15 protein-coding genes and 1 other RNA gene are annotated in these 17,579 nt (G+C 67.1%); 9 read left to right on the plus strand and 7 right to left on the minus strand.

Going from position 1 to position 17,579, the window contains the following annotated elements:
* Positions 1-18 precede the first annotated feature (18 nt).
* The 3 genes from pheA to gyrA form a co-directional block, all read right to left on the minus strand.
* Positions 19-1,125, minus strand: a complete 1,107-nt coding sequence (gene pheA / locus AC30PD_RS08545) for a prephenate dehydratase (protein ID WP_489535228.1) — start codon at positions 1,123-1,125, stop codon at positions 19-21.
* Positions 1,126-1,211: 86 nt separating this feature from the next.
* Positions 1,212-1,835 (minus strand): DUF2059 domain-containing protein, encoded by a 624-nt coding sequence (locus AC30PD_RS08550; RefSeq protein WP_489535229.1) that lies wholly within the window; start codon positions 1,833-1,835, stop codon positions 1,212-1,214.
* Entirely contained in the window at positions 1,835-4,483 is a 2,649-nt protein-coding gene (gene gyrA / locus AC30PD_RS08555) for a DNA gyrase subunit A (RefSeq protein WP_489535230.1), read from the minus strand. The genes AC30PD_RS08550 and gyrA overlap by 1 nt, the downstream gene beginning before the upstream one ends.
* A gap of 282 nt (positions 4,484-4,765) precedes the next feature.
* Here gyrA and ompA point away from each other — a divergent pair, with 282 nt between their 5' ends.
* The 5 genes from ompA to AC30PD_RS08580 all read left to right on the plus strand — a co-directional run bounded on the left by ompA (position 4,766) and on the right by AC30PD_RS08580 (position 8,208).
* Positions 4,766-5,443 carry an outer membrane protein OmpA gene (ompA, locus tag AC30PD_RS08560; protein WP_489535231.1) on the plus strand — a complete coding sequence of 226 codons (678 nt, stop codon included), beginning with the start codon at positions 4,766-4,768 and terminating at the stop codon, positions 5,441-5,443.
* A 94-nt stretch (positions 5,444-5,537) separates the two neighbouring features.
* A complete protein-coding gene (gene ubiG / locus AC30PD_RS08565; protein ID WP_489535232.1) occupies positions 5,538-6,248 on the plus strand; it encodes a bifunctional 2-polyprenyl-6-hydroxyphenol methylase/3-demethylubiquinol 3-O-methyltransferase UbiG in 711 nt (236 codons plus the stop codon).
* Entirely contained in the window at positions 6,245-6,925 is a 681-nt protein-coding gene (gene gph, locus AC30PD_RS08570; protein ID WP_489535233.1) for a phosphoglycolate phosphatase, read from the plus strand. The genes ubiG and gph overlap by 4 nt, the downstream gene beginning before the upstream one ends.
* A gap of 12 nt (positions 6,926-6,937) precedes the next feature.
* Positions 6,938-7,308: a transfer-messenger RNA gene (gene ssrA, locus AC30PD_RS08575) on the plus strand.
* A gap of 99 nt (positions 7,309-7,407) precedes the next feature.
* Positions 7,408-8,208 carry a 2-keto-4-pentenoate hydratase gene (locus tag AC30PD_RS08580; RefSeq protein WP_489535234.1) on the plus strand — a complete coding sequence of 267 codons (801 nt, stop codon included), beginning with the start codon at positions 7,408-7,410 and terminating at the stop codon, positions 8,206-8,208.
* Here AC30PD_RS08580 and AC30PD_RS08585 read toward each other — a convergent pair.
* From AC30PD_RS08585 to AC30PD_RS08600, 4 genes are all read right to left on the minus strand, one after another.
* Complete coding sequence (locus AC30PD_RS08585; protein WP_489535235.1) at positions 8,195-8,656, minus strand: hypothetical protein; 462 nt, start codon at positions 8,654-8,656, stop codon at positions 8,195-8,197. The genes AC30PD_RS08580 and AC30PD_RS08585 overlap by 14 nt on opposite strands.
* Positions 8,653-9,612, minus strand: coding sequence for an AraC family transcriptional regulator (locus AC30PD_RS08590; protein ID WP_489535236.1), 960 nt, complete (start codon positions 9,610-9,612; stop codon positions 8,653-8,655). The genes AC30PD_RS08585 and AC30PD_RS08590 overlap by 4 nt, the downstream gene beginning before the upstream one ends.
* A gap of 82 nt (positions 9,613-9,694) precedes the next feature.
* Positions 9,695-10,516 (minus strand): thymidylate synthase, encoded by an 822-nt coding sequence (locus tag AC30PD_RS08595; RefSeq protein ID WP_489535237.1) that lies wholly within the window; start codon positions 10,514-10,516, stop codon positions 9,695-9,697.
* Between the two features lie 31 nt (positions 10,517-10,547).
* The gene (locus AC30PD_RS08600; protein ID WP_489535238.1) at positions 10,548-12,356 is read right to left on the minus strand and encodes an ABC transporter transmembrane domain-containing protein; all 1,809 of its coding nucleotides are present in this window, start codon (positions 12,354-12,356) and stop codon (positions 10,548-10,550) included.
* A 123-nt stretch (positions 12,357-12,479) separates the two neighbouring features.
* On the opposite strand from AC30PD_RS08600, the gene AC30PD_RS08605 reads away from it, so the two are divergent.
* From AC30PD_RS08605 to AC30PD_RS08620, 4 genes are all read left to right on the plus strand, one after another.
* A complete protein-coding gene (locus tag AC30PD_RS08605; RefSeq protein WP_489535239.1) occupies positions 12,480-12,962 on the plus strand; it encodes a MarR family winged helix-turn-helix transcriptional regulator in 483 nt (160 codons plus the stop codon).
* A 145-nt stretch (positions 12,963-13,107) separates the two neighbouring features.
* Complete coding sequence (locus AC30PD_RS08610; protein WP_489535240.1) at positions 13,108-14,544, plus strand: efflux transporter outer membrane subunit; 1,437 nt, start codon at positions 13,108-13,110, stop codon at positions 14,542-14,544.
* 37 nt (positions 14,545-14,581) lie between these two features.
* Entirely contained in the window at positions 14,582-15,946 is a 1,365-nt protein-coding gene (locus AC30PD_RS08615) for an EmrA/EmrK family multidrug efflux transporter periplasmic adaptor subunit (RefSeq protein ID WP_489535241.1), read from the plus strand.
* 16 nt (positions 15,947-15,962) lie between these two features.
* The gene (locus AC30PD_RS08620) at positions 15,963-17,576 is read left to right on the plus strand and encodes a DHA2 family efflux MFS transporter permease subunit (protein ID WP_489535242.1); all 1,614 of its coding nucleotides are present in this window, start codon (positions 15,963-15,965) and stop codon (positions 17,574-17,576) included.
* Positions 17,577-17,579: the final 3 nt, after the last annotated feature.

The following is a 17,579-nucleotide window of genomic DNA, read 5'->3' on the forward strand; positions in this document are numbered from 1 at the left end:
GAGACTTGAGTGCCCTCGTCAGTGCACATCGATGGGGTAGGTGCCGAGCAGCTTGAAGAACGCGCAGACCTCGCGCAGCTCTTGCAACGCCGCGGCGACGTGGGGTTGGTCGGGGTGGCCCTGCAGGTCGATGTAGAAGTAGTACTCCCACTGGCCGGATCGGGCGGGGCGTGACTCGAACCGGGTCATCGACACACCGTGTTGCTTCAGCGGTACCAGCATGTCGTGCACCGCGCCGGGCTGGTTCTTCACCGAGACGACGAGGCTGGTGCAGTCGTGCCCCGAGGCCTTCGGCTGCGGGTGCTTGTGCGGGTGCGCGACGATGGCGAAGCGGGTGCGGTTGTGGGCGTCGTCCTGCACCGCCGGTGCCACCACGTGCAGGCCGAACTGGCTGGCCGCGCGCTCGCTGGCGATGCCGGCCAGGCGTGGGTCGGCGCCCGCCAGGCGCGCGCCTTCGGCATTGCTCGACACCGGCCGCCGTTCAACGTTGGGCAAGTGGTTGCTCAGCCAGCCATGGCACTGCGCCAGCGCCTGCGGATGCGCACAGACCGCCTCGATGCCGTCGAGCGAATTCACGCCGCGCAGCAGGTGGTGACGCACATAGAGGCTGGTCTCGCCGATGATGAACAAGGGCGTGGTCAGGAACAGGTCGAGCGAGCGCGTGACCACACCTTCGCTGGAATTCTCGACCGGCACCACGCCGAAGTCGGCCGAGCCGGCGCTGGTGGCGTGGAACACCTCGTCGAAGTTGGCGCAGGGCACGTGCACGATCGACGAGCCGAAGAAACCGAGCGCGGCTTCTTCGCTGAAGGTGCCGGCCGGCCCGAGGTAGGCCACCCGCGTGGGCGTTTCGAGCGCGCGGCAGGCCGACATGATCTCGCGCCAGATCGGTGCCACGCTGTCGGACTTGAGCGGGCCGGCGTTGGCCAGCTTGAGGCCGTCGATGACCTGCGCTTCACGCTCCGGCCTGAAGGCCACCGAGCCTTCGCGCTTCTTGACCTCGCCGACCTCTTGCGCCAGCGCGGCACGGCGGTTCAGCAGCGCGAGCAACTCACGGTCGAGCGCATCGATCTGCACGCGGAAAGCGAGCAGGGTGTCGGCGTTTGCGGGGGAGGGGTCAGCCATGGTCGAGCGCAAATTCTCGCATGCGTCAAGACCCCGCCGGCGCGGCGACGGCGGGGCGGGCGCTGCCCTGAGCGCTCACCAGCCGATCACTTGGCGCCCGACGCCTTGCGCGCTGGCGCCGGCGCCTTGGGCGACGCTGCCGGCGCAGACGACGTGGCCGGCTCGGCCGGCACCCCCAGCGAAGTGCGCACCTTGGTCTCGAGCGCCTGCAGTTTGGGGTCGAGCACGGGGCGCGCTTCGGTGACGAGCTTCTGCATGAAGCCGTTCTGCATCTCGGGGCCGAGCTGCAGGTACTTCTTGTTGACAGACGATTCCAGCCAGGCGATCAGCTGCTTGAGTTCGTCTTCGGTGAACTTCTCTTCGAGCACGGCGCCGATGGTCGTGGGCGCGATCTTCACGGCGCGGTCGCGGATGGTCGGGTAGGACTCGTCCACGTACTTCCTGACGTCGGCCTCGATGCCCTTGCCGACGGCTTCGCGCTTCTCGGCCGGCACCTGCTGCTGCAAGGCACGGCCGGCCGCCTGCATCATCTGCCCGGCGGGTTGTTCGACGAGATTGCGCGCCATGTTCTCGATGGCGGGCTGTTGCAACAACAGCACCTTCTGCACGAGCTCTTTCTTGGCGGCCGAGACGGGCGCCGGTGCGGAAGCGGTCTGCGCGTGCACCAGCGTGGCGCTGGCGAGCAGCGCCACGACGATCGTATTTTTCATCAGGAGTTCTCCTCGGTCGGGGGCTCGCCGCCGGGTTCGTTGGAAGCGTCGCCGTTCGCGTCGCCATTCGCGTCGTTCTCGACGATGCGTTGCACGCCGCTGAGCTGGGTGCCGCCGTCAAGCGCGATCAGCGTCACGCCTTGCGTGGCGCGGCCGAGTTCGCGGATCTCGGAAACACGGGTGCGCACCAGCACGCCCTTGTCGGTGATCAGCATGATCTCGTCGTCGGCGCGCACCAGCGTGGCGGCCACGACCTTGCCGTTGCGCTCGCTCTGCACGATCGCGATCATCCCCTTGCCACCACGAAGGTGCCGGGTGTATTCGGTGATCGAGGTGCGCTTGCCGAAGCCGTTCTCGGTCGCCGTGAGCACACTCTGTGTCTCGTCTTCGGCGACCAGAAGCGCGATCACGCTCTGGTCTTCTTCGAGTGTCATTCCGCGCACGCCGCGCGCAGTGCGGCTCAGTGGGCGCACCTCGTTCTCGTCGAAGCGCACGGCCTTGCCACCGTCGCTGAACAGCATCACGTCATGTTCGCCGTCGGTGAGCGCCGCACCGATGAGGAAGTCGTCGGGATCGAGATCGACCGCGATGATCCCGGCCTTGCGCGGGTTGCTGAACTCGTCGAGCGCGGTCTTCTTGACCGTGCCCTGCGCGGTGGCCATGAACACGTAGTGGTCGGCCGGGAAGGTGCGGAACGTGCCGGTCAGCGGCAGCACCACGTTGACCTTCTCGCCAGGCTGCAGCGGGAACATGTTGACGATCGGGCGGCCGCGCGAATTGCGCGAGCCTTGCGGCACTTCCCAGACCTTGAGCCAGTAGACCCGGCCCTTGTTGGTGAAGCACAGGATGTAGTCGTGCGTGTTGGCGATGAAGAGCTGGTCGATCCAGTCGTCTTCCTTGGTCTGGGTGGCCTGCTTTCCGCGGCCACCGCGTTTCTGTGCGCGGTATTCGCTGAGCGCCTGGCTCTTGATGTAGCCGGTGTGCGAGAGCGTCACCACCATGTCGGTCGGCGTGATCAGGTCCTCGGTGCCGAGGTCCATCGCGTTGTGCTCGATCACGCTGCGGCGCGCGCCGATCTTGGTCTGCCCGAACTCGGCCTTGATGGCGGCGAGCTCGTCGGAGATGATCGTCGTGACGCGGGCCGGCGTGTTCAGGATGTTCAGCAGATCGGTGATCTGCGTCATCACCTCCTTGTACTCGCCGATGATCTTGTCCTGCTCGAGCCCGGTCAGGCGCTGCAGGCGCATCTGCAGGATTTCGCTGGCCTGGTCGTCCGACAGGCGGTACAAGCCGTCGGGCTGGATGCCGAAGTTCTTCGGCAGGCCTTCGGGCCGGTAGGCGTCGAGCCCGCCGGGGTTGTCGCCGGCCACGCGCGAGAGCATCTCGCGCACCATGGCCGAGTCCCAGCTCTTGCTCATCAGCGCGGCTTTCGCGACCGGCGGGGTCGGCGAGGCCTTGATGGTCTCGATGAACTCGTCGATGTTGGCCAGCGCCACGGCCAGGCCTTCGAGCACATGGCCCCGTTCGCGTGCCTTGCGCAGCTCGAACACGGTGCGGCGGGTGACGACCTCGCGGCGGTGTTCGAGAAAGACCTCGATCAGGTCTTTCAGGTTGCACAAACGCGGCTGGCCGTCGATCAGCGCCACCATGTTCATGCCGAAGGTGTCTTGCAGCTGGGTCTGCTTGTAGAGGTTGTTCAGCACGACCTCGGGCACCTCGCCGCGCTTGAGCTCGATCACCACCCGCATGCCCGACTTGTCGGACTCGTCCTGGATGTGGCTGATGCCCTCGAGCTTCTTCTCGTGCACCAGCTCAGCGATGCGCTCGAGCAGCGTCTTCTTGTTCACCTGGTAGGGAATCTCGTCGACGATGATCGACTGGCGCTGGCCCTTGTCGATGTCTTCGAAGTGGCACTTGGCGCGCATGACCACCTTGCCGCGGCCGGTGCGGTAGCCGTCGCGCACGCCCGAGAGGCCGTAGATGATGCCGGCGGTCGGGAAGTCGGGCGCCGGGATGATCTCCATCAGCTCTTCGACGCTGGCGCCCGGGTTCTTCAGCAGGTGGTGGCAGGCGTCGACGACCTCGTTCAGGTTGTGCGGCGGGATGTTCGTCGCCATGCCCACGGCGATGCCGCCCGAACCGTTGACCAGCAGGTTCGGCAGGCGGCTGGGCATGACCAGCGGCTCTTTTTCGCTGCCGTCGTAGTTGGGGCCGAAGTCGACCGTTTCCTTGTCGAGATCGGCGAGCATCTCGTGCGCGATCTTGGCCAGGCGGATCTCGGTGTAGCGCATCGCCGCAGCGTTGTCGCCGTCGACCGAGCCGAAATTGCCTTGGCCGTCGACCAGCATGTGCCGCATCGAGAAGTCTTGCGCCAGGCGCACGATGGTGTCGTAGACCGACTGGTCGCCGTGCGGGTGGTACTTGCCGATCACGTCGCCGACGATGCGGGCCGACTTCTTGTAGGGCCGGTTCCAGTCGTTGTTCAGCTCGTGCATCGCGAACAGTGCACGCCGATGCACCGGCTTGAGGCCGTCACGAGCGTCGGGGAGGGCGCGGCCCACGATCACGCTCATCGCGTAGTCGAGGTACGACCGGCGCATTTCCTCTTCCAGGCTGATGGGCAGCGTTTCCTTGGCGAACTGAGTCATGCGATATGTGCAACGGAGCCTGGGGAGGAGCGTTCGGGCGGCAAAACCATGCCGCGCGCCCTACGCAACCCAAGATTGTAGTTGGCGTTGGTTGTCGCGACGAAGCAACATCAACCCGGCCGAGCGCCACCGGGTGCCCCAAAAAGAGGTTCGTCGAATGCCCTATGGCACAATAAGTCGGTCGGTGGTCAGCGCCCGTGCTGCGGGAGTTAACCAGTACTTTCCGATTCCGGTTCGGACGTTTTGCAGAACATTACTGCGCCTTCCCTCGAGAGGAGAATCATGAAGAAACTGAACAAGGTGGCGTCGCTCTTTGCAACCGCTGCCCTCGCAACTTCCATGTCCGGCGCGTTCGCGCAGTCGGTTGACAACTGGGTCAACGGCAGCGGTAACCTGCCCTGGAAGAACGGCACCAACGAACTCTGCTGGCGCGATGGCTCGTGGACCCCCGCGACCGCCCTGGCCGATTGCGATGGCGCGATCAAGCCGATGGCTGCCCCGGCTCCCGCTCCTGCACCGGCCCCCGCCGCTGCTCCGGCACCTGCACCGGCCGCTGCTCCGGTCGCTCCGCCGCCGCCCCCGCCGCCGCCGGCTCCTGTGAGCGAGAAGGTGACCTTCGCCGCTGACGCGTTCTTCGACGTGGCCAAGTGGAACCTGAAGCCCGAAGGCAAGGCCAAGCTCGACGACCTCGTCAGCAAGATGGGTGGCATCAACCTCGAAGTGATCATCGCCGTCGGCCACACCGACTCCGATGGTGGCGATGCCTACAACCAGAAGCTGTCGGTTCAGCGTTCGGAATCCGTGAAGGCCTATCTGGTCGGCAAGGGCATCGAGAAGAACCGCGTCTACACCGAAGGCAAGGGCGAAAAGCAGCCGGTTGCCGACAACAAGACGAAGGAAGGCAAGCAAAAGAACCGCCGCGTCGAAATCGAAGTGGTCGGTACGCGCACCAAGAAGTAATCAGCCTCGCGCTGACCTTGAAAACCCCGCCCTGGCGGGGTTTTCTGCTTTCTGGCCTCGGCCTTCCAGCGCCGTCATTCGATACGATAGCCCCATGACCCAAACGATCAACGCCGACCCGCAGGAGCTCGCGAAGTTCAGCGAGCTGGCCCACCGCTGGTGGGACACCGAGAGCGAATTCCGCCCGCTGCACCAGATCAACCCCCTGCGGCTCGACTGGATCGACGCGCATTCGGCGCTGGCAGGCAAGCGCGTGCTCGACATCGGCTGCGGCGGCGGCATCCTGTCGGACTCGATGGCACGGCGCGGTGCCCACGTGCTCGGCATCGACCTCGCCACCAAGCCGCTGAAAGTGGCACAGCTGCATGCCCTCGAAGCGCAGACGCCGAACGTCGAGTACCGCGAGGTCGCGGCCGAGGCGCTGGCGGCCGAAGCGCCCGGCAGTTTCGACGTGGTCACCTGCATGGAGATGCTCGAACACGTGCCCGACCCGTCTTCGATCGTCCGGGCTTGCACCACGCTGGTCAGGCCCGGCGGGTGGGTCTTCTTCTCCACGATCAATCGCAACGCCAAGGCCTTCGTCTTCGCCATCGTCGGTGCCGAGCATGTGCTGCAGCTGCTGCCGAAAGGCACGCACGAGTACGCCAAGTTCATTCGCCCGAGCGAGCTCGCGCAGTGGTGCCGCAACACCGGGCTCGACCTGCTCGAGACCCGCGGCATGGAATACAACCCGCTGACCCAGCGCTACTGGCTCTCGGCCGACACCAGCGTCAACTATCTGCTGGCCTGCAGACGGCCGGCATGAGGTCGGCCAGCGGCGGGGGGCCGATCCGTGCGGTCCTGTTCGACCTCGATGGCACGCTGATCGACAGCGCGCCCGATCTGGCGGGCGCGGCCAACGACATGCGCGTCGCGCGCGCGCTGGCGCCATACCCCTTGGCGCACTTTCGCCCGATGGTCGGCTCGGGTGCCCGCGGCATGGTGGGGCGGGCGTTCGATGTGGCCCCGCCCGCGCCCGAGTTCGCGCCGCTGCGCGACGAATTCCTGCAACGCTACGAAGCACGCATGACGCAGGACACGCGTGTCTTCCACGAAGTGCTGCCCTTGCTCGACGCACTCGCCGCGCAGGCCTTGCCCTGGGGCATCGTCACCAACAAGGCCACGCGCTTCAGCGAACCGCTGGTGCAGTCGCTGGGTCTGCTCGCTCGCGCCGCCACGCTGGTGTGCGGCGACACCACGCCGCATGCCAAGCCGCACCCCGAGCCGCTGCTCGAAGCGGCGCGGCGCATGCGCGTCGAGCCCGATGCCTGTGTCTACGTGGGCGACGATCTGCGCGACGTTCAGGCCGGCAAGGCGGCTGGCATGACGACGATCGCCGTGGCCTGGGGCTACCTCGGCCTGGGTGAATCCATCGACGCTTGGGGTGCCGATCACATCGTGCAGACCCCGCAGCAGCTCTTGCAGTTGCTCGCGATGGCCTAAACTACGGGCTCTGGGGCTGACCTGGCTTCGACGAAGGTGCGGAGTTGGAACAGTGCACGCCGAGCACCAGTTCGCTCGTAAATCCACTGGAAACAAAGTAACTGCGAACGATCAAACGTACGCCCTCGCCGCTTAATACCGGTGAGCTTCGCAACAGTTGGCCGATGGGCTGGGCCTGAGGGGTAACCCGAAGGCTGCGAAGTCATACACATTGGCTCGTCCTGAGTTGGGTCACTCTTCACAGGACTAAATCTAGTGAATCGAGAAGTGGGTAGCGTGCTGCTGCGCGACCCGCCGATCTAAAACCAAATCAGTCAGCTAAGCGTGTAGATCTGCCCGGCAATGGCTTTCGGACGGGGGTTCGATTCCCCCCAGCTCCACCAGACGACAGTTCGGCGTTGACCGCCGATGATTCAAGCTCCCTGGCGCCCAAACGCCCGGGAGCTTTTTTCATGCGCCACGTGAATGAAGAAGGGACCGCCATGACACCGCAAGTATTGCTCGACCACATCGACTCGGGCCAGCCCTGGCCCGGCGCATGGCCGAACCCTGCGTTCACCGACCTGGCCGCGGCCTACCAGGTGGCGCTCGGGTCGCGAGCGCTGCGCTTGGCGCGTGGCGAGGCACCTCGCGGCTACAAGATCGGCTTCACCAACCGCAACATCTGGCCGCGCTACGGCGTGTTCGCGCCGATCTGGGGTTCGGTGTGGGATAGCACGCTCTCGTTCGCCGATGGCGACGAGGGTGTCGTGTCGCTGGCCCGCCTGTGCCAGCCGCGCATCGAGCCCGAAGCGGTGTTCGGATTGAAGGCCACGCCCTGCGTCGGCGCGAGCCTCGACGAACTCTTCGACGCGCTCGACTGGGTCGCCCCCGGCTTCGAGGTGGTGCAGTCGCACCGGCCAGGCTGGAAGTTCAGCGCTGCAGAAACCGTCGCCGACGGCGGCCTGCATGCGCGCCTGCTGGTCGGGAGAAAGACACCGATCGCCGACATCGCGAGCGATGCGCAGCAACTGCAGGCGGCTCTGGCCCGCACCGGCCTGGGCCTGAGCAGGAACGGTGCACTCGTCGAAGAAGGCGTGGGTGCCAATGTGCTCGACAACCCGCTGCGTGCACTGCACCACTTTCTGCAAGAACTGCGCGCCTGCCCCGGTGCGCCCGACCTCAAAGCCGGCGACGTGGTCACCACCGGCACCTGGACCGACGCATGGCCCGTCGAGCCGGGCGAGCGCTGGGCCGCGCGCTTCAGTGCCGGCTTGCCACCGTTGACGGTCAGCTTCGTCTAGCCGCAGACCTCGCGCCGTTCACCGCGGGTTTTCGGTCTAGGCCTTCGTCCTCTCGCTGTTGCCGGATGAACGCGGTGTCGAACGACAACTTCTTCAAGGTCAGCGAATCCGGCGGCAGCACGCGCCACACCGGCGCCAGGTGGCTGATCGGCGTTCCGGCGGCCAGCGCTTCCCAGGCCGCTTCGGCCACGGTGCGCAAGTGAAAGCCGGTGGTGATGGGGCAGGTCACTTCTGCGCCGTGCGCGGCGGCCATCGCGGCACGCAACTCGCGCGCACTCAGGCTGCGGCCGCGTGGCAGCGTGCGGATGAAGGCGTCGACCATCAGCGCGCTGGGCACCAGCATGATCTGCCCGGCCTTCATGCCCGCGATGTCGATCGGGGCTGGTTTGACCTGATGCGGCCTCGCGTCCTGCAGGCGGTCGGTCCAGGTCTGCTTGCGGCTGCTCATGGGGTGATGCCTCCGGCCCGCAAGGGCAACTGGATCAGCGTGCGCAAGTCTTGCGGCGCCGTGTCGCGCGGGCTGTTGAGATACTCCTCGACGACCGGGCCGCTGGCCGGCTCGAAGCCGGAGTTGACGAGCCAGTGGCCGAAGAGCCAGCGGTAAGCCGCTTTCATCGAAGAGTAAGGGCCGGTGTGCGTCAGGCTGGCGAGAGTGGCGGCGGGAATCGTCGTGCGCTGCAAGCCGCAGTCGGCCGCGGGCTCGGCGAAGCCTGCCACGGCGGCCTGCGCGCGCAGTTCGCCTTCGGCCACGAGATCGGGGTCGTCGAAGTACAGCGTCAGCATGCGCATGCCGGGGCGCGCCAGGCCGGCCGCTGCGAGGCGCGTGAACAGCAGGTCGAAGGTCCGGCCGATCGCCATGTAGGAACCCCGGTGCGTCATCGTGAGCACCGGCAGCGCTTCGGTGTGAATCACCGTGACCTCGAAGGCCGGGCCGTGCGACGTCTCTGGCCGCAATTCGAACTCGAGGTGCTGGCCGGCCGCCCGAAAGCGGGCCGGCGGCAAACCGTAGACCGACTTGAAGGTGCGGTTGAACGAGGGCACGCTCGGGTAGCCGGCGGCCCGGGCCACCTGGGCGACGGCTGTCGTGGAACAAGCCAGTTGCCCCGCCGCGCGATGCAGCCGCAGGCGCTTCACGGTGTGGGCCAAGGTTTCGCCGTACATCGCGTGGTAGATGCGGTGCCAGTGGTGCGGCGACAGGCAGGCCAATTCGGCCATCGCGTTCAGGTCGAGCGGTTCGTCGAGGTGGTCGTGCACGTGCTCGATGACACGTTGCAGGCGTGGCTCGTAGCGCGCCCACTCATGCTGGCCAGGGTGGGCCAGCGCTTCCTGAACGGCGTGCTCGTGCTCCGAGCGGCGTTCGACCCTCGCGCTGCCGATGACGCTGCCCACCCCGGTGTCTTGCATCACGACACTCCCTGTCTGGCGTGAGTGCGCATGATGCCGCGAGCCGCCTTGACAAGTCTTGCGGACTTGCGCCCGCAGCGCTTCAGACAGCCACCGGCGCCTTGATGGCCGGGTGCGGCTCGTAGCCCAGCACCGCGAAGTCCTCGTACTCGTAGTCGAAGATCGACGCGGGCCGGCGCTTGATCTCGAGCGTGGGGTAGGCACGCGGCTGGCGCGAAAGCTGCTCCGCCACCTGCTCGGCGTGGTTGCTGTAGATGTGGCAGTCGCCACCGGTCCAGATGAAGTCGCCGACCTGCAGGTCGCACTGCTGCGCCAGCATGTGGGTGAGCAGCGCGTAGCTCGCGATGTTGAACGGCACGCCGAGAAAGATGTCGGCACTGCGCTGGTAGAGCTGGCAGCTCAGGCGCCCTTCGGCCACGTAGAACTGGAAGAAGGCGTGGCATGGCATCAAAGCCATCTTCGACAGGTCGGCCACGTTCCAGGCGCTGACGATGATGCGGCGCGAATCAGGGTTGCCCTTGAGCTGCTTGACCACTTCGGCGATCTGGTCGATGTGGCCGCCGCCGGGCTGGGGCCACGAGCGCCATTGCACGCCGTAGACCGGGCCGAGGTCGCCGTCGGGTTTGGCCCATTCGTTCCAGATCGTCACGCCGCGGTCTTGCAGCCACTTTGCATTCCCGTCGCCACGCAGGAACCACAGCAGTTCGAGAATGATCGACTTCAGATGCACCTTCTTCGTCGTGACGAGCGGAAAGCCTTCGTTCAGGTCGAAGCGCATCTGGTGGCCGAACACGCTCTTCGTGCCGGTGCCGGTGCGGTCGGCCTTGAACACGCCGTGTGCGTCCACATGGCGCATGAAGTCTTCGTACTGCGAACGCACGGGGCGGGTGTTGGGCGAGGTCACGGCGAACTTCCGGTTGAGCGGGATTGGATTATCAGCGGTCGAACTGCAAGGCCGCCAGGCGCGAATACAGGCCGCCGGAATGGATCAACTGCGCGTGCGTGCCGGTCTCGACGATCTGGCCGGCTTCGAGCACCACGATGCGGTCGGCACGCTGCACGGTCGACAAGCGGTGCGCGATCACGAGCGTGGTGCGGTCCTTCATCGCCGATTCGAGCGCGGCCTGCACCATGCGTTCGCTTTCGGCGTCGAGCGCGCTGGTGGCTTCGTCGAGCAGCAGCAGCGGCGGGTTCTTGAGCATCGCGCGCGCGATCGAGATGCGCTGGCGTTGCCCGCCCGACAAGCGCACGCCACGCTCGCCGAGAAAGGTCTTGTAGCCCTCGGGCAGGGCGCTGATGAAGTCGTGCGCGAACGCGGCTTGCGCGGCCGCCACCACTTCTTCGTCGCTCGCCGTCGGCTTGCCGTAGCGGATGTTTTCCATCGCGTCGGCCGAGAAGATCACGCTGTCTTGCGGCACGATGCCGATGCGCTCGCGCAAGTCGTCGAGCGACACGTCTTTCACCGGCACGCCGTCGACCAGGACACTGCCCGACGCCACGTCGTAGAAGCGCAGCAGCAGCTGGAACACCGTGCTCTTGCCGGCGCCGCTCGGCCCGACGAGCGCCACCGTTTCGCCGGGCTGCACGTTCAGGTCGAAGTGCGAGAGCGTCGCGTGCTGTGGCCGCGACGGGTAGCGGAAGGTCACGTCGCGCAGCGCCACCGACGAGCCACCGCTCGTCGCCGCAAGCGCCGTCGGCTGCGCGGGCGAGGCGATCGGCGAGCGCAGGCTCAGCAACTCCATCAGGCGTTCGGTGGCGCCGGCGGCGCGCAGCAGGTCGCCGTAGACCTCGGACAGCACCGCCACGCTGCTCACGAGAATGATCACGTAGACCACCGTCTGCCCCAGGTGCCCGGCGCTGATGTCGCCGCGCACCACCGCCTGCGTGCCCTGGTACAGGCCCCAGAGCAAAGCACCGAAGGTCGCGGTGATGATGAAGCCGACCAGCGCGGCACGCATGCGCGTGCGTTTCACGGCGGTGCCGAAAGCGTTCTCGGTCGACAGGTCGAAGCGTTTCGCTTCGCGCAACTCCTGCGTGTAGCTCTGCACCACCGGAATGGCGTTCAGCACCTCGGCGGCGATCGCGCTCGAATCGGCCACCCGGTCCTGGCTGGCGCGGCTGAGCTTGCGCACGCGCCGGCCGAAATACAGGCTCGGCAGCACCACCAGGATCAGGATACCCAGCACCTGCGTCATCACATAAGGGTTGGTCACGATCAGCATCGTCATCGCGCCGATGCCGAGCACCGCGTTGCGCAGACCCATCGACAGGCTGGAGCCCACGACGGTCTGCACCAGCGTGGTGTCGGTCGTCAGGCGCGACAGCACCTCGCCGGTCTGCGTGGTCTCGAAGAACTCGGGGCTCTGCGTCACCACATGCGCGTAGACCGCGTTGCGCAGGTCGGCGGTGACACGCTCGCCGAGCCAGGTGACCATGTAGAAGCGCAGCGCAGAAAACAGGCCGAGCGCCGCGCCCACCGCGAACAGCGCGAAGAAGTGTTCGCGCAGCGCCATCACGCGCGAGCCGTTGTCGGCGGCGACCAGGCCCTGGTCGATCAGCGACTTCAGCGCCACCGGGAACACCAGCGTGCTCACGGCCGCGAGCACGAGAAACACCACCGCGAATGCGATGCGCCCGCGGTAGGGCCGCAAGAAGGGCAACAGGCCGCTCAGCGACTTGACGTTGCGGGCGGGTGTGGCCGGAGCGGGCGTGGCAGGAGCGTTGAGCGTGGCGGTGCTGGGCATGGCCGGCAGTGTAGGGCAGCGGCTCGCGGCCGGCGCTTCGGCAGGGTGTCGACCTTGCCAAGCCTTGACAATAATTGCCTAGGCAGTTATAGTTCGAGCACTCCCACCCGCAAGGTTATTCCCGTGGCCCGTCCTCCCGCTCCCGCCGACTTCTACCGCGCCGGCACCTACTGTGCCGAAGAGAGCGTCGGGTACCTGATGAAACGCATCATGTTGTCGATCGTCTACCAGGCCGACAAGCGCCTCGACGCGCACGGCCTGACGAGCGCGCAGTGGGGCCCGCTGCTGAAGATCAAGAACTCCGGCAGCGCCACCGTGGCAGAACTGGCACGCTGGTTGCAAGTCGATGCCGGAGCCATGACGCGTCTGCTCGACCGCCTCGAAAAGAAGGGCTTGTGCAAGCGCGTGCGCTCGACCGAAGACCGCCGTGTCGTGCAGGTCGAGCTCACGCCCGAAGGCGAGGCCGCGGTGGCCGGCGTGCCGGCCGTGTTGAGCGACGTGATGAACGCGCACCTCGCCGGCTTTTCGAAGACCGAGTGGCTGGCGCTCAAGACCTACCTGAACCGCATGCTCGAGACCGGCGAAGCCTTGCGCGACGCCGACTGAAATCATGAAGACGATCCCCTGGCCACTCTTGCCCAAATACCTGCCTAAGCAAATGAAGCCACAACAACTATCGCCGCTGTCGACGACCGACGCCTCCCTCGATCAGGTCTCGGCCCGTTGCGCCGCCTTGCCCACGGTGGCAGCCATGGCCGTCGCGATTGCATCGTCGCTGGTGCTCACGCTTGCCGGGTGCGCCAGCAGCGCGGGCATCGCCCCGATGGCACATACGCAAGCCCCCGCCGGCCTCGACGCCAAGGTGGCCACGCCCGCCGTCGCTGCCGACTGGTGGCTCGGTTTCGGCGATGCTTCGCTGACCGATCTGATCCAGCGTTCGCTGGCCGGCAACCCGAGCCTGAAGGTCACGCAAGCGCGCCTCAGCCGCGCCCAGGCCGCCGTGGCGGGCGCGCAAGCCACCGAAGGCCCGCAAGTCAACGGCGCCTTCGACGTGACGCGCCAGCGCTTCAGCGCCACCAGCATCTACCCGCCGCCACTCGGCGGTTCGATCCGCACGCTCGGCACACTGCAGGCCAACGCTTCGTGGGAACTCGACCTGTTCGGCCGCAACCGCGCCGCGCTCGACGCGGCCGTGGGCGCGCAGCGCGCAGCACAGGCCGACACCGAGGCCGCGCGCATCCTGCTTGCGGCCAACGTGGCGCGCACCTACGTGCAGCTCGCGCGGCTGGTCGAGCAGCGCACCGTCGCCGAACGCGCGCTGGCGCAGCGCGACGAAACGCTGTCGCTCATTCGCCAGCGGGTCGACGGCGGCCTCGACACGGCCGTCGAACTGCGCCAGGGGCAGGGCGCCTTGCCCGAGTCGCGCCAGCAGATCGAAGCGCTGGCCGAACAGATCACGCTGGCGCGCCACGCGCTGGCGGCGCTGAGCGCGCAGGCCCCCGACGCGCTCGACACGCTGAGCCCCCTGCTCCGCAGCGTGCAGGCCGTGCCCTTGCCCGCCGCCGTGCCGGCCGACCTGCTCGGCCGCCGCGCCGACATCACCGCCGCGCGCTGGCGCATCGAAGCTGCGAGCAGCGACATGAAGAGTGCGAAGGCGCAGTTCTATCCGAACGTGAACCTCACCGCCTTCGTCGGCCTGGCCAGCATCGGCCTCGACCAGCTCGTCAAGTCGGGCAGCGAACAGTACGGCGCCGGCCCGGCGATCCGTTTGCCGATCTTCGACTCGGGCCGGCTGCGCGCCAATCTGAAGGGCAAGGCCGCCGACCTCGACACCGCGATCGAAAGCTACAACGGCGCAGTGATCGACGCCGTGCACGACGTGGCCGACCAGATCGGTTCGCTGCGCTCGATCGAACGCCAGCAGCGCGAGCAGGCGCTGGCGCAGACTGCATCGGAGTCGGCCTACGACCTGGCCACCCAGCGCTACAAGGCCGGCCTGGGCACGTACCTGACCGTGCTCAACGCCGAAGCGAGCGTGTTGAACCAGCGCCGCCAGGCCGCCGACCTGAAAGCGCGCGCGCTCGACAGCCAGATCGCGCTGATCCGCGCGCTCGGCGGTGGCTACGTGAGCGAGGCCAACGACATGCCGCGTGTCGCCGCCGTCGCAGGCACCCCGGCACAGCGCTGAACACCGAACACACCGAACAGATTTCCGGAGAAAGACCATGACCGCCCCCGAGACCACCACCACCCCCGCACCGCAAGGCAACCCGGCTCGCAAACGAGCGCTCGGCGCGGTCGCCGCCGCTGTCGTGCTGGCCGGCATTGGCTACGGCGCCTACTGGGCGCTGGTGCTGAACCACTACGAGTCAACCGACAACGCCTATGTGCAAGGCAACGTCGTGCAGCTCACGCCGCAGGTCGGCGGCACGGTCGTGGCGATCAACGCCGACGACACCGACCACGTGAAAGCCGGCCAGCTTCTCGTCAAGCTCGACCCGGCCGACGCGCAGGTCGCGCTCGACCAAGCCGAAGCCCAGCTCGCGCAGACCGTGCGAGAAGTGCGCACGCTGTACGCGAACAACGGCACGCTGAAGGCGCAGATCGCCTTGCGTGAAGCCGATCTCGCGCGTTCGCAGTCGGAACTGGCTCGCGCGCAGGACGACGTGACACGCCGCGCCCCGCTGGTGTCCACCGGCGCCGTCGGCAAGGAAGAGTTCAACCACGTCAACTCGCAGCTCGCAGCAGCGCGCAGCAGCGTGGCGGCGGCGCAGTCGGCGGCGCTTGCGGCGCGCGAACAGCTGGCCTCGAACCAGACGCTCACCGACGGCACGGCGCTCGAACAACACCCGAATGTGCTGCGCGCTTCGGCTCGCGTGCGCGAGGCCTACCTCGCGCTCAAGCGTGCCGACCTGCTCGCCCCGGTCGACGGTTATGTCGCCAAGCGCAGCGTGCAGCTCGGCGCCCGGGTGCAAGCCGGCGCACCGCTGATGTCGGTGATCGCCTTGAACCAGGTCTGGGTCGAAGCCAACTTCAAGGAAAGCCAGCTGCAGAAGCTGCGCATCGGCCAGCCGGTGACGCTGCAGGCCGACGTGTACGGCAAGAAGGTCGAATACACCGGAACGATCGAAGGCCTGGGCGCGGGCACCGGCGCGGCGTTCGCGCTGCTGCCGGCGCAGAACGCCACTGGCAACTGGATCAAAGTGGTGCAGCGTGTGCCGGTGCGCATCACGCTCGACGCGAAACAACTGGTCGAGCACCCGCTGCGCGTGGGCTTGTCGATGGACGCGAAGGTCGACACCAGCAAGACCGACGGCCGCATGCTGGCCGATGCGTCGCGCGCTTCGGCCGTGTCGCAGACCAGCGTGTTCGAGCAGAACAACAGCGCGGCCGACGCCGAAGTGCGCAAGATCATCGTCGCCAACGGTGGCAAGGTGGGCAAGCTCGACGTGGCCGGTGGCCACAAGGTGGCGTCGGCGCCGTCGTCGGTGTCGTCGGCGAGCACGGCCCCGGTTTCCGCCGCGCCGGCATCGGTCGCCACACTCGCCGGTGGCAGTGCTCTGGCGCAGGCCGCCACCCGCCTGAAGTGACCTGCCGGAGCCACTGATGTCTTCCACCGCCGCTGTGGCGCCGGGCGCTGCCGAACCAGCGCCTTCCGCGCCGCCGCCCGCGCCACCCGCCGGGCCTGTCGCGTTCGCACCGCTCAAGGGCAGCGAACTCGTGCTGGGCACGGTCGCGTTGTCGCTCGCCACGTTCATGAACGTGCTCGACACCTCGATCGCCAACGTCTCCATCCCCGCGATCTCGGGCGACATGGGCGTGAGCCCGGCGCAGGGCACCTGGGTGATCACCTCGTTCGCGGTGGCCAACGCGATCTCGGTGCCGCTCACCGGTTGGCTCACGCAGCGTTTCGGCCAGGTGCGCCTGTTCACCGCCAGCATCCTGCTGTTCGTGCTGGCTTCGTGGTTGTGCGGCCTGGCGCCGAACATCGAATCGCTGATCGCCTTCCGCGTGTTGCAGGGGCTGGTGGCCGGGCCGATGATCCCGCTGTCGCAGACGCTGCTGCTCGCCAGCTACCCGCGTGCCAAGGCCGGCATCGCGATGGCGATGTGGGCCATGACGGTGCTGGTGGCACCGGTGGCCGGGCCGCTGCTCGGCGGCTGGATCACCGACAACATCGCGTGGCCCTGGATCTTCTACATCAACGTGCCGGTCGGCCTGGGCGCTGCCGCGCTCACCTGGTCGATCTACAAGAAGCGCGACCCCGGCCCGCGCCGCGTGCCGCTCGACGTGGTGGGCTTGGGGCTGCTCGTGCTCTTCGTCGGCACGATGCAGATCATGATCGACAAGGGCAAGGAGCTCGACTGGTTCTCGTCAGGCCAGATCGTCACGCTGGCGGTCGTCTCGGTCGTGAGTTTCCTGTTCTTCCTGGCCTGGGAACTGACCGAGAAGCACCCGATCGTCGACCTGCGCCTGTTCGCGCGCCGCAACTTCGTGATGGGCACCCTGGCGCTGTCGATCGCCTACGGTCTGTTCTTCGGCAACGTGGTGTTGCTGCCGCTGTGGTTGCAGCAGCACATGGGCTACACCGCCACCTGGGCCGGCCTGGCGACGGCGCCGGTCGGCATCCTCGCGATCATCCTGTCGCCCTGGGTCGGCAAGAACGTCAGCAGGATCGACCCGCGCAAGCTGGCCACCGTGGCCTTCGTCGGCTTCGGTCTGGTGCTGTGGATGCGCTCCAACTTCAACACCCAGGCCGACTTCACGACGATCCTGATCCCGACCGTGCTGCAGGGTGCGGCGATGGCCTTCTTCTTCATCCCGCTGCAGGCGATCGTGTTCTCGGGCCTGCCGCCAGAGCGCATGCCTTCGGCGGCGGGCTTGTCGAACTTCGTGCGCATCACCGCAGGTGCGGTCGGCACCTCGCTGTTCACCACCGTGTGGGAAGACCGCGCGATCCTGCACCACGCGCAGCTCGCCGAGAGCGTGAACCGCGGCAACGCCACGGCGATGCAGACGCTCGATCAACTGGCGGCCAGCGGTTCCACCCCGCAGCAGGCCCTGGCCACCGTGAACCGGCTGCTCGACCAGCAGGCCTACACGATGGCCGTGACCGACATCTTCTACCTCTCGGCGGTCTTGTTCTTCGTGCTGATCGTGATGGTGTGGCTCTCCAAGCCCACGCTGGGTGCAGGCGCTGGCGGCGGCGGGGCACATTGAACC

The organism is Rhizobacter sp., from assembly GCF_032229685.1.
Taxonomy (GTDB): Bacteria; Pseudomonadota; Gammaproteobacteria; order Burkholderiales; family Burkholderiaceae_C; genus LMDS01.